Below are 11,732 nucleotides of genomic sequence, written 5' to 3'. Positions count from 1 at the left end.
TTCTTAAACGACTATGCGAACTTCTCACTGTCACTAAAGAAGCTCGTTAAGGATCATCCGCAATCAGAGAAGATTCACTACCAACTTGCAGACCTCTACAATCAGAACTTACCAACTGATATAAAGAATATGCCAATTGGTAATTTCGTCAAGGCCGATGGTAGTGCTAATGATATCGTCAATGAAGCTATTATGATTCAAGAAGATTTCATAAAGAACTATCCTAATTCGATGCTCGTAAATGATATCTCAAATAAGCTCAATAATTCAAAAACAAAGCGATTAGAGAAAACTCTATCGGACTTTAAATATGAAGTTTGGCTGAATAAGAAATCTAAAGACAAGGATATCTATGAGTATCAAGCGGCGCTCCTAATGGAGGAAGTGGCCTCTAATGAAGATGGACGTGTAAAAGCACAGGCCCTGCTCAAATTATTTGAGCTATATAATGACCATCAAACAAAGTTAACTGGCGCAAAAGAAAGAATGGCACAAATCGCTTATCTTCTAATAAGTGAAAGCGAGTATGTAAAAAGTCGTGAAACAAAGAAGATCAATAAAGTACTTAAGAAGTCACAGGTAGAATTGGCCAAGGCCGACGAGGACCAATTAAATCAGGAAGTTCAACAAGCAAGTGAGATTAAGAAATCTCTACTTAGTGACGCTGATTTAAAAGAGCTTATTAAGAATAAGAAAGGCCGTGATCGTTCAATCTTTATGCCTATCGAATTCTCTGACTCAGAGAAATCACTGATGTTAAGAACTCTAGGAGTTGTTGGAGTTATGATGGCATTTGACCAACCAATGATGGACTTCGTTCAAGACAATAAGAATGACACACTAACGACGATTACTGACTTTACAAATAATTACGGTGAAGCAGCAGGACTTGTTCCACTAGTGGGAGCTTCTATGGCCATTGGTCTCGTTTTTAAAAATGACCAATTTAAGCGTGCAGCTGTTAGAAGTGTTGGTGCCGTACTCATTGGGCAATTGGCAACGCAACTTCTTAAGTCGCTAAGTTCTCGTGCTAGGCCTCGTGAAGGAAAAGGGCCATACCACTTTGATGGTGTAAATTTTGGTCGAAATAATACGTCATTTTCTTCAGGTCACTCTGCAGGTGCTTGGTCAGTTATGACAGTTTTTGCCACAGAATTTAAAGACACTAAGATTGTCCCTATTGCAGCTTACTCTCTAGCGGCCCTAACAAGTTTTGCACGAGTTTATAAGAATGCTCACTGGTTTTCAGATGTGACTCTAGGAGCGCTAATTGGATGGGTTTCCGGTAAGTTAATGTATAAATTATTTGATAAAAAACAAGACGGCCCAGTAACATTTACGCCTGTAACTGGTGACCTAAACGGTGGTGCGGTAACATACAAAGTAGATGGACAAAAGGATCTTAAGGCCTGGCCAATTGACTACTATAAATTAGTATTTTCACCGGCATCTAAAGAATAAATAGCAACGAGGAAAGAAAACTGAAAGCGATTTTCACTCTTATATTTACAATAATCATTGCTCTAGGTACTAGCATTAGTACCTGGGCATTTGATTTTGTCGTCGAGGAAAATCACGCGGTTTTAAGAGAAATCGAGCATCTTGTCGATAAGAGATGGAGTAATCTCGAAGCGCTTCAAGATAATGAAGAATGGATAGAGACTCAACTTAAGCTTCAGTACTTTGGGACAATATATCAAAAAGGATGGACAGGACCTAAGGCACAAAGAAGTATTTATCCTACTATCAACGGACAATTTCTTGTGGTGGACTCGATTACATTAAATGCTCCGGTTCTAGAGCAGATGGCCTATATTGGAGCAAACTTTCTTTTTAAAACAATTCTTCCAGTTGTCCAAGGCGCACCTATTGAAGAGAGAAAGTTTTCAAAGGTAACGACAGTTAATTCTTATGAGCAGGCCATAAACCTCAATCATATGAAAGTTAACGAGCTTCCACTGACAAGAGAGAAGCTTAATCAATTAAAAGATGGTGAGCAAATTAACACTGTTCTTATGAGCGGATTTGCAACACGTATGAATTTAATCTGGCTAGATTTTCTTGACGTCGTAATTCCTGTTTTAGATCGCTTTGGCCCTAAGGCAAAATTTAAGGTCATGAAGTCTCTTGATATAACAATTGAGAAGGCCGCCCATGATATTGCATTGATTACCATTAAGAATTTAAAAGAAAGATCAAAAGGTCTAGGCTCGGGGCTAAGTGTTTTCTTAGATGAGGTTATTGATCTTCCAATTTCAATTGGTATCAATGGAGCCGCTGGCTACTCTCCTATTGTTTTTAACTATAAGAAGAGAGAACGTAAGATTAACGAAATTGTCTACAAAGTAGATCTTAGTACCCAAGAAGGTCTTGATGCCTACCTCGGTTTTCTTAATCAGGACTTTTCAAAACTTCAAGAGCTTGAAGAAGCTAGAAGTAAGAGTGTTGATCTCTATATTCAAAAAGAGGGTGATGTCAGAAATAGTGAATTCAACTGGGGACTAAATCTTCTACTTTGGAAGTCTGGCGCACGCTATATAAAAGAAGATGGAAAGTACACGACAACATTTAATAATGGAGATACGTACAACTACGATATTGTTGAGCATAAGAAAATTACAGACCACAAGGGCTTCTCTGGAACAGAAAAGCGTAGTTTTGAAGTGAAGGCAATTATTCCAACAAACGAGGATGCTATTTCAAGCTTCAGTATGGAGATTGGTTACTCTTACGTCGATGAGATCGCCACAGGAAAAGAGCTAAATAAAGAGGCCGAGTTTCTTTATGAGAGATACCTCGATAATGGTATGAGAATCGACTTTGATAGAAAGAAGAAATATGGCAAGGTTCAAATTTACTCATCATTAATGTTTTCAACCAAGGCGATTTCAAAGCTAATGCATGCACAAGACTTTGATCTATGGGAATCCATTGCTCTTGCCTTTGATTATACAAATTCTCTAATTTGGATTGATGAAGTAAGTAGAAGACAATTTGAAAGAAGTAACTATGTCTACGAAGATTCCCATAATGGACAAACGAATCGCCTTTCTCAAAGAGAGAAGAAAAAGCTCAAGCAGTTAGAGAACTTAAAATTAGCAAAGAAGATCTATCATATCCTAGATGTAGTACGCTCTAATGCATTAACAAAAGAGAAGGCCACATTACTCGTTGAAAGTCTTAGAAAATCTAAGCTAGGGCCTAAGCTACAACGCACGATGGTCAATATTATTGGCCTTAACGATCTTATGGGACAAGGCCATATTAGAGGAAGTATTTATTAGCTTTTTAGCTTTCTAAGCTTCTTTGCGTGTAAGTAACAATTCTGACTATGGTCCTGAACAATCCCGCAGGCCTGTAAGAAAGCGTAGATGATCGTGCTTCCCACAAAGCGAAATCCCCTCTTCTTTAAATCTTTTGAAATTTTATCACTAAGCTCAGTCTTTGATGGATAATCTTTAAGAGTTGAAAAAGTATTATAAATTGTTTTTCCATTAGTGAATGACCAAATATACTTATCAAAGCTTCCAAACTCTTTTTGTACTTCAATGAAGAATTTTGCATTCGATACCGTTGACTCAACTTTTAGGCGATTTCTAATAATCCCCGGATCTAATAAGAGCTTTTCAATCTTGGCAGGAGTGATCTTAGAGACTTTCTTCACATCAAAATTATAGAAAACCTTACGATAATGATCTCTTTTGTTAAGAACTGTTTCCCAACTCAGTCCGGCCTGAGCTCCCTCTAAAATGAGGAATTCAAAGAGAGTACGATCGTCATGAACAGGTCTTCCCCACTCTTTATCGTGATAATCGACATATTGTTTATTGGATAACTTTAACCATGGGCATCTTTCTTTCATAAGAAGCATTATAAACCTTTTTTAAATTCTAATTAAGGATTAAAATAAACATTCATGTACTTTCAGAAAGGATAATAAATGAGTAAAGTAGTCAAAAACTTAAGCTTCTGGGTACTCGTCGCAGGTGTACTTGGATATATTTTAGGATCAATCTTTGGTGATCCACTTTGGGCAACGTCAAAAAACCCACCAGATATTTATCAAATCATTGTCATGATTAAAGATGTTTTCATCAGCTCTCTTAAGATGATGATTGCACCAATGATCTTCTTCTCACTGATTGGTGGGATTATCAGTATTGGTGAAATCACAAAACTTAAGTCCATGGGCATGGTGACAATTACTTACTATATCTCAACGACAATCATCGCAATCATTATTGGACTAACAGCAGTCTTCTTCATTCACCCATGGAAAGACTCTGGAGTAACGATAAAGACAAAAGATTCAATCCAGCAGCAAAAGCCAGCAAAGTTTATTGCTGAAGGCTCTAACTCAATTCCACTTGTTATTAAGAATGTTTTTACAACTGCACTTGTTAATCCATTTCATGCCCTAGCAAATAATAATATCCTTGGTATTGTGACTGCGGCACTACTTCTAGGACTATCTTTACTTATTGTTCATCATACCTCGAGTCCCCTTTATCAAATTGTTAAGGATCTCAATATCGTCATTAATCGGGTCCTTCACTGGATCATTAACCTGAGTCCAATAGGTATTTTTGCCATCGTCTTTGATTTTAAGGTCAAGGTATCAGGAGATATTTTTTCAGAGCTTCTCTCATTTGCCCTCTTAGTTTTTGGGGCAACAATGGTTCACGGACTTCTTGTTCTCCCATCAATTGCATGGTTCTTTGGTGGACTAAACCCAGTTAAATTATTCAAGAAGACCGCAAGGCCATTACTTCTGGCCCTTTCGACGGCCTCAAGTTCAGCGACTCTTCCTGTAACAATGCAGACTTGTGAAGAAGAGCTAGGTGTTTCAAAAGGTGTTAGTGGATTTGTTTTTCCACTAGGGGCCACTATGAATATGGATGGAACGGCCCTCTTTGAAGGGATTGCAGCCATCTTCTTAGCTAACCTTTATGGAGTCGAGCTATCTGGAGTTGCCATGTTCTCAATCTTCTTTATGGCCATGCTCTCATCAGTTGGGGCACCAGGGATGCCATCAGGATCAATGTCAGGGATGCAGATGGTTCTTCTCGCCGCAGGAATTCCACTGGAAGCAATTGGTATTCTTCTGGTAATTGAAAGGCCTCTGGATACTTTTAGAACGGCCGTAAACGTTGAAGGTGATATAATTGGAGCAGTTGTTACTCAAAGATACTTAGATAAGAAATTAACATAAAAACAAAAGGCCGCATGAAGCGGCCTTTTTTATTGGAGTCTAAGAAAGTTTAATTTACTTTACAACAACATCAAATGCTAAACTAACTTTATCATCAATCGCTTTGTCACCAAGGCTCTTAAAGAATGAAGCAGATCCATACTTAAGGCCAAAGTCTGTACGATTAAACTCTAGTGAACCAACAAAGTTCTTCCCTTTTTGTGCCGCTAGAAACTTAACTTCTTTTGTCTTTCCTAAGATTGTAAGATCAGCAGTTACTGTGAAACCTTCAACTTTTTTGATATCAAGTGTTGCCGTTGGGTACTTTGATACATGAAAGAAGTCTTCATTTTTAAGGTGTCCGTTTAATTTATCTAACCACTCACCTTGAAGGTCTGTTGCAGTAAAAGAGTTCATATCAACAACAACTTTCCCTGATACAAGTTGACCTTTTTCAAGCTTTACATCACCTGATTTAATTTTAACTGTACCGAAGTGACGACCTGTTACCTTAGTACCTTGCCAGAAAACAGTTGATTTAGAAGTATCAATTTTCTCAGCGTTAGTTGCAAATACAGTAAATACCGCAAGGGCCATAACCATAAATTTACTCATAATATTCCTCCGTTTGAATTATGAAATAATTTTTAAAATATCTTAACAAAATACAGAGGAAAATAAAGATCATTATTAGTGACATCTTGTGCTATAATTCGATCATGATGTGGATAACAATTGAACAGATTAAATGTCTTCAGGCCTTAGAGAATGCAGGTAGCTTTACAAAGGCCGCCTCCGAGCTTTCAAAGGCAAAGTCAGCGGTAATTTACTCAATTAACAATCTCGAAGAGCAAGTCGGCTTTGAGCTTGTTGATCGTTCATCATATAGGCCAACCATTACTGCAAAGGGCCAAGAGTTTCTAATCGAAGCATCCAAGCTTACAAAACAATACGATGACCTGATTCATAAAACTCAGCAAATTTCTTCAAATGTTGAAACGAGATTATCGATTTCAGTCTCAGGTATTTATGGCCTCGACAGATTATACCCAATTATCAAAAAGGCCATGGCCCGCTACCCTTCCACAGAAATCATTCTTGAAAGAGAAGTACTTAGTGGCGAAAAAATGCTTCTAAATGACAGGGTCGATTTGGCCATCTTTGAAGATCTCTCAAGTATAAAGAACTTTGATTATAAAGTTGTCGGTAAAGTCGATATGTATCTTGTGGTGGCCAAGGATCATCCGTTTCTTGATCTTCCAAAGAAGCAACAAAATTTTAAAAGCCTTGCCCAATTTCCACAGATTATTCAACGAAGTACTATTCCAGATGACTCCACAAGTATTGGCGTTATTGAAGAGTCTCTAAAGTGGAGGGTTACTGACACGGCTTCAAAGAAAGAGATTATTCTCAATGGATTTTGTTGGGGAAGACTTCCCTGCTCTCTAATTGAAAAGGAGCTAAAGAAAGGCCAGCTCATCCATTTAAAGCATCTTGAATCAAAAGTTCCCGTCACATTTTGCTTAGGCCATAAAAAAGAACACCATTTAGGAGAGGTCGCCCAATTTATCTGGGATTCCTTCTAAAATAGCGCAAATAAATTACCTGATTCTGGCATTTTTTCCCATTTCTTAAGCATTTAGTGCTAAGTTGGCCCATTAACACTATAAATTAAGGTAAGAAATGAAAACTGTTTACATTGGTAATCTCAATTACAAGATCACTTCTGAGCAATTAAAAGGTATCTTTTCGCGCTATGGTCGCGTTCAAGATGTGAACCTTCTGACAATCCCAGGAACTCAAAAGAGCAAGGGTATCGCTTTTATCAAAATGCAAAATGATCAAATGGCACAAAAGGCAGTCGATGGCCTTGATGGTTCGATGCTTGATGGTAGAACTGTTAAAGTCTCTATTGCCAAAGATAATTTCGAAGAGCAGAAGAAGCGCAAGCAAGAAACAAAAGCTAAGGTGGAAAAAGAAGAAGCTCAAGAGATCATTATTGAAAAGAAGAAAGCTCGTCGCCGTCGTGGATTAAATGAGTTATTTGATCACCTAGGAAAGAAATAATGACGAATAACGATATTCTAAAGAAACTTCGCATCGCCCTTTCTCTAAAAGATTTTGAAATTATCGAGATCTTAAAACTCGTTGATTTTGAAATGACAAAGACTGAGCTATCAGCATTATTTCGCAAAGATGATCATCCTAATTATAAAGAATGTGGAGATCAAGTTCTTAGAAAGTTCTTAAATGGCCTAATCATTAAGAACCGTGGAACTCGTGAAGAACGTGCGGCCAAAGCAGCAAGTGCACCTGAAGCGAAGAAAACATTTAATAAAAATACAAAACCAAAGGCAAAACCAAATGCTCCACGTGGGAAAAAACAATATACTAAAGGTCCGAAAAAAACTTCATAACGGTTACACACTAATCGATGAAGAAAATACGCAGGAAGTTTTTCTGCCGGAGAATTTTGCGCCATTAAAAGTTGATGTAGGCTCAAAAGTTAAGGCCTTTGTCTATCCTGATACACAAGGGGAACTCGTGGCAACGACAGAACTTCCAGTTGCCGTTGTTGGTGAATATGCCCTACTCGATGCAATTGAAATTCAAGAATTTGGTGCCTTCTTTGACTGGGGTACATCTAAAGACCTTCTCGTTCCAGGAAATGAGCAGAAGATCAAAGTGAGAAAATTCGAGTCTCATATCGTTCGTATCTGTAAAGAGGATGGAACAGGACGTATCTTCGGAACAACAAAACTTGGTAAATATATCGAGTCCTCAGACTTTGATATTAACATTGGCGACGAAGTTGATGTTTTTATCGCTCAAGAAAGTGAGCTAGGCTTTAGAGTTATCATAAATAAGAAGTTCATTGGAATGATTTATAAGAATGAAATCTTTCAGCGTGTCTCTTGTGGAAAGTACTTCAAAGCATTTGTAAAAAAGCTTCGTGAGGATGGACTTGTTGACGTCGCTTTACAAGAACAAGGTGTTAAAAACCTAGTGGATTCAAAAGATATTATTATCGACTTCTTAGAAAGAAATGGTGGCTCTTCTTTTTTAAATGATAAGAGTTCTCCTGAAGACATTAAGAACTTTCTAAATATGAGTAAGAAGACGTTTAAAAGAACGATTGGAATGCTCTATAAAGACAAGAAAATTACAATCTCAGATAGCGGAATCAAATTAAATCAATAACAATAAGAAAGGCCCACAATGTGGGCCTTCTTTTTTAAGTACTCAATTTATATAATTAAAAATTAACCTTGAACTACTTTTACATTTACGGCACATGGACCTTTAGGACCTTCACCTAATTCGTATTCTACGCTATCACCGTCATTTGGCTCTCCACCTTGAACTGATGAAATGTGGAAGAAAAGATCTCCACCATCATCTTTTGTGATAAATCCAAAACCTTTCGCTGAATTGTAGAATTTAACTTTACCTGTACTCATTTAATTAACCTCGTAAAAAATTTTTTTCGTTAAAAAGATTTTACCTCAGTGTTCCCATAATTCCTAAGAAAAAAGGAAAAAAAATTTATTTTGCTGATCCTTGTCACTTAGATAAACGCGACGCTTCAAAGTGCGCTTTAAACGTAGCTTCTAAGTCGCTGATTTTATGGGTTTCTTTATTTGCCTTCGTTCCCCATATTGCACCAGGCCAAGAACGATCATTTTCATATCGACAGATTATATGGACGTGAAGTTGCGGAACCATGTTACCAAGCGCCCCAATATTTAATTTTTGAGGGCCATACTTATCTGTAAGAAAGCGGCTGACCTCATTAATTTCCTCTAATAAAGTCACTTGGTCTTCCCAAGACAGCTCATGTATTTCACGAATCCCCTCACGCTTTGGAATAATAACGGCCCACGGATTTTCCGTATCAGGTAAGAGCATAACTTTTGAGAGCTTCATATCATCTATTTCAATTAAGTCTTTTTTTAAAACGTCGTGTAGCTTAAACATCGATACCTTCTTTTTTCTTTATTGATTTTACGGCCCTATATGCAGTTGAAAAACAGCCCTGTAAGAGATAACCACCTGTCGGTGCTTCAAAGTCTAGCATCTCTCCAACAAAGTAATACTGATTATTTTTAATAGCAGATAGATCATCATTTAAAGTTTCAAAGCAGACACCACCAGAAGTTGAAATGGCCTCTTCAATGGGTCTCGTACTCTTTACTTCAATCGGACAATCCTTAATCGTCATGGCCAAGTACTCAACATTTTCTTGGGCCTTTGCGCGATCGAGAACCTCATAAAGTAAAGAAGTAGCAATCTTATCAAGGCCTAATTGCTTTCTTAGTCGATTAGTTAGAGAGTCCTTACTTCTTTTTGAAAGCTTTTCTATGACCTCTTCTAGTCTTAAGTCTGGCTTAAAGTCGATATGAAGATAAGCGCTTTGAGCTTTTTCTAATTCATCTCGAAGGCCATTTGAGATGGCGTAAACAGCGCCGCCTTCAATACCATAGGGAGTTAACATGATCTCCCCTCTAGCACTTTGGGTTTCATTAAAGACAACAATATTCTTCACAAAACCACGATCAACTTTTTCTTGAAAGTGCTTTGACCAATCAATTTCAAACCCACAGTTCATGGCCCTTAATGGAGCTGTTGTTACACCTAGGGCCTCAATATAATCCATCCATAGCCCATCACTTCCAGTCTTAGTCCAACTTCCGCCACCCATTGCAAGTATATAGTAGTCTGCTCTTTGGGCCTTATTACTGTGATCATGCTTAAAAATGAGATCACCATCGGCAGTTATATTTGTAAGGGAATGCTTTAGATGCAGATGAAAGTTTTCATGTGACTTTAGTGTATTCATCCATTGGTGTAAGATATCTGCGGCCTTCATTTTCTTTGGAAAAACTCTCCCACTCGTTCCGACAAATGTTTCGGTGCCAAGCGAGTTGGCCCATGAAACAAGATCACTTGCACTAAAGTCTTCTAATAAAGATGTAAAACGTTCTTCATCTTTAAAATATCTTTTAGCAAACTTATCTAGCTCTTCACTATGAGTAAGATTGAGTCCACTATTTCCTGCAACTAAGAATTTCTTCCCAACGCCACCTGTTTGTTCATAAAGGTGAACCTCAATTCCTTGTATTCCAGAATTTAATAATTCATAAGCACAGAAGAGGCCGGCAGGGCCTCCTCCAACAATGGCAACGATAACTTGATTTGACATGATAAAATATTATCACGCCAACAAGTTAGAGAAAAGTCTAAGCTGCTTTTGATGATATCGTATCCATATCAATTTTGTAGCGTAATGCTTCGATTAAGCGGTCAACTTTCTCCTGTGAGATTGGTTCTTTTCGACGAGAATCATTGATTAAATCATTCCATGCTATCACATGGTCAATGACATCTAAGTCCATATCGTTGAGTTTAACCAAGGCCAGAGGCCAATTTTCGAAGCTGCGATTTTCGATCTCACGATCCGTCAATAAATTCACGTTTTGATGGCGAGGATCCAAAATAATTTTATTATATGTGTAGATAACATCATCTTTCTTACCTTCAATAACTTGAAAGAAGAAACCACTATTGTACATTAAAACACCTGTCACATCTCTAGCGTTATTATTTCTAAACGATGAAGAGACAATCTTATCCAAGTCCTTTTCTGGCTTGAAGTCACCTGTTTTTTCGCTGATATAAATGATTTGATATTCTTTGCTCATAGAAACCACCTTGCTGCACATTTACTTTTATTATAGATGTTTAAGAGTCCAAATGAAGACAAGAATGCTTAAATTGCAGCTTAATAATGAATCATTTCATTGCACCTGATTATTCCTATACTTCAAAAAGAATTTCAGCATCTTGCGATAAAAATGAAACCTCAAAAGCTCAGCATGTTGTCCTCTTTTAACAATAGCAAATTTCACAACGGCATCATCTTCACAATCATCATAAGTCTTTATCGTTGTCTCTTTTCCTCTTACAAACCAAGTCGCATTTGTCCGGCCATCATCTGATTGTGTATTACATCGGTTGTGAAAGATCCATTTATCCACGGCCTCTTGGGCACCAATGTGACCAAAGGGATGCTCAGGATAGTAGTCTCTGCCGGCAAATGGAATGGTCTTATCTTTTGTACCGTGTATATGAAAGGTAGGAATGGCCTTTACATCTGGACAAGGATCTTGTTCAACGATCACTTCACCATTTTCATCACGAAGATCTAGAGTTGCTCCTAATACCCCTATTGCTGTAACGTACTCAGGATAAGTACAGGCCATCTTAAACGAAAGGAAGCCACCATTAGAGTGACCAAAGAAATAAATTCGGCTCATGTCAACGCGATCAAATCGAGGGTCATTTGCGATATAATCAATAAGGTTCTTAATATAGAGAGTGTCGTCAACTCCTGACTGATAAAAGTCACAACAGAAATTTCCTGCATTCCAAAAACGCTCCCCTTTAGGGTCCTTGCGTCCTTCAGGTGTCAGAATCATAAAGCCTAGGCTGTCTTTATAAAGAGAGAGACGAGTTAAGAGGTATTGAAGAAAGATTGAGC

At 37.8% G+C, this 11,732-nt stretch carries 14 protein-coding genes; 7 read left to right on the top strand and 7 right to left on the bottom strand.

Features of this window, described 5'->3' with window-relative positions:
• Together ABMA79_RS09260 and ABMA79_RS09255 are read left to right on the top strand one after the other, a co-directional pair.
• A partial coding sequence (locus tag ABMA79_RS09260) for a phosphatase PAP2 family protein (RefSeq protein ID WP_393092070.1) occupies nt 1-1,461 on the top strand: 1,461 nt, incomplete at its 5' end.
• 305 nt (nt 1,462-1,766) lie between these two features.
• Nucleotides 1,767-3,284 (top strand): hypothetical protein, encoded by a 1,518-nt coding sequence (locus ABMA79_RS09255; RefSeq protein WP_393092068.1) that lies wholly within the window; start codon nt 1,767-1,769, stop codon nt 3,282-3,284.
• Here ABMA79_RS09255 and ABMA79_RS09250 read toward each other — a convergent pair.
• Nucleotides 3,281-3,862, bottom strand: coding sequence for a DNA-3-methyladenine glycosylase I (locus ABMA79_RS09250; RefSeq protein WP_393092065.1), 582 nt, complete (start codon nt 3,860-3,862; stop codon nt 3,281-3,283). The two genes, ABMA79_RS09255 and ABMA79_RS09250, sit on opposite strands and share 4 nt — an antisense overlap.
• Nucleotides 3,863-3,940: 78 nt before the next feature.
• Here ABMA79_RS09250 and ABMA79_RS09245 point away from each other — a divergent pair, with 78 nt between their 5' ends.
• Nucleotides 3,941-5,212 (top strand): dicarboxylate/amino acid:cation symporter, encoded by a 1,272-nt coding sequence (locus tag ABMA79_RS09245; protein WP_392859848.1) that lies wholly within the window; start codon nt 3,941-3,943, stop codon nt 5,210-5,212.
• 54 nt (nt 5,213-5,266) lie between these two features.
• Here the strand turns inward: ABMA79_RS09245 and ABMA79_RS09240 are convergent, their stop codons facing one another.
• Nucleotides 5,267-5,806 (bottom strand): YceI family protein, encoded by a 540-nt coding sequence (locus ABMA79_RS09240; RefSeq protein WP_021268237.1) that lies wholly within the window; start codon nt 5,804-5,806, stop codon nt 5,267-5,269.
• 104 nt (nt 5,807-5,910) lie between these two features.
• Here ABMA79_RS09240 and ABMA79_RS09235 point away from each other — a divergent pair, with 104 nt between their 5' ends.
• The 4 genes from ABMA79_RS09235 to ABMA79_RS09220 all read left to right on the top strand — a co-directional run bounded on the left by ABMA79_RS09235 (nt 5,911) and on the right by ABMA79_RS09220 (nt 8,392).
• Nucleotides 5,911-6,777 (top strand): LysR family transcriptional regulator, encoded by an 867-nt coding sequence (locus ABMA79_RS09235; RefSeq protein WP_393092063.1) that lies wholly within the window; start codon nt 5,911-5,913, stop codon nt 6,775-6,777.
• Between the two features lie 97 nt (nt 6,778-6,874).
• Nucleotides 6,875-7,258, top strand: a complete 384-nt coding sequence (locus ABMA79_RS09230; protein WP_392859843.1) for an RNA recognition motif domain-containing protein — start codon at nt 6,875-6,877, stop codon at nt 7,256-7,258.
• Nucleotides 7,258-7,608 carry a DUF1456 family protein gene (locus tag ABMA79_RS09225; protein ID WP_393092060.1) on the top strand — a complete coding sequence of 117 codons (351 nt, stop codon included), beginning with the start codon at nt 7,258-7,260 and terminating at the stop codon, nt 7,606-7,608. Before ABMA79_RS09230 ends, ABMA79_RS09225 begins: the two co-directional genes overlap by 1 nt.
• Nucleotides 7,565-8,392, top strand: coding sequence for a S1 RNA-binding domain-containing protein (locus ABMA79_RS09220; protein ID WP_392859837.1), 828 nt, complete (start codon nt 7,565-7,567; stop codon nt 8,390-8,392). The genes ABMA79_RS09225 and ABMA79_RS09220 overlap by 44 nt, the downstream gene beginning before the upstream one ends.
• 62 nt (nt 8,393-8,454) lie before the next feature.
• Here the strand turns inward: ABMA79_RS09220 and ABMA79_RS09215 are convergent, their stop codons facing one another.
• From ABMA79_RS09215 to ABMA79_RS09195, 5 genes are all read right to left on the bottom strand, one after another.
• On the bottom strand, nt 8,455-8,652 hold the full coding sequence (locus ABMA79_RS09215; protein WP_021267754.1) for a cold-shock protein: 198 nt from the start codon (nt 8,650-8,652) through the stop codon (nt 8,455-8,457).
• A gap of 103 nt (nt 8,653-8,755) precedes the next feature.
• Nucleotides 8,756-9,169 (bottom strand): HIT family protein, encoded by a 414-nt coding sequence (locus ABMA79_RS09210; protein ID WP_392859834.1) that lies wholly within the window; start codon nt 9,167-9,169, stop codon nt 8,756-8,758.
• A complete protein-coding gene (locus tag ABMA79_RS09205; RefSeq protein ID WP_393092057.1) occupies nt 9,162-10,394 on the bottom strand; it encodes a TIGR03862 family flavoprotein in 1,233 nt (410 codons plus the stop codon). Before ABMA79_RS09205 ends, ABMA79_RS09210 begins: the two co-directional genes overlap by 8 nt.
• A gap of 37 nt (nt 10,395-10,431) precedes the next feature.
• Nucleotides 10,432-10,893, bottom strand: coding sequence for a BLUF domain-containing protein (locus ABMA79_RS09200; RefSeq protein WP_392859829.1), 462 nt, complete (start codon nt 10,891-10,893; stop codon nt 10,432-10,434).
• A 96-nt stretch (nt 10,894-10,989) separates the two neighbouring features.
• The coding region (locus ABMA79_RS09195; RefSeq protein ID WP_393092054.1) for an alpha/beta hydrolase family esterase at nt 10,990-11,732 on the bottom strand (743 nt) is incomplete at its 5' end.

The sequence above is a fragment of the Halobacteriovorax sp. HFRX-2_2 genome, assembly GCF_043196705.1.
Classification (GTDB): Bacteria; Bdellovibrionota; Bacteriovoracia; order Bacteriovoracales; family Bacteriovoracaceae; genus Halobacteriovorax_A.
Note: the sequence above shows the minus strand (reverse complement) of the source record. Positions and strands in the feature narration are given on the sequence as shown.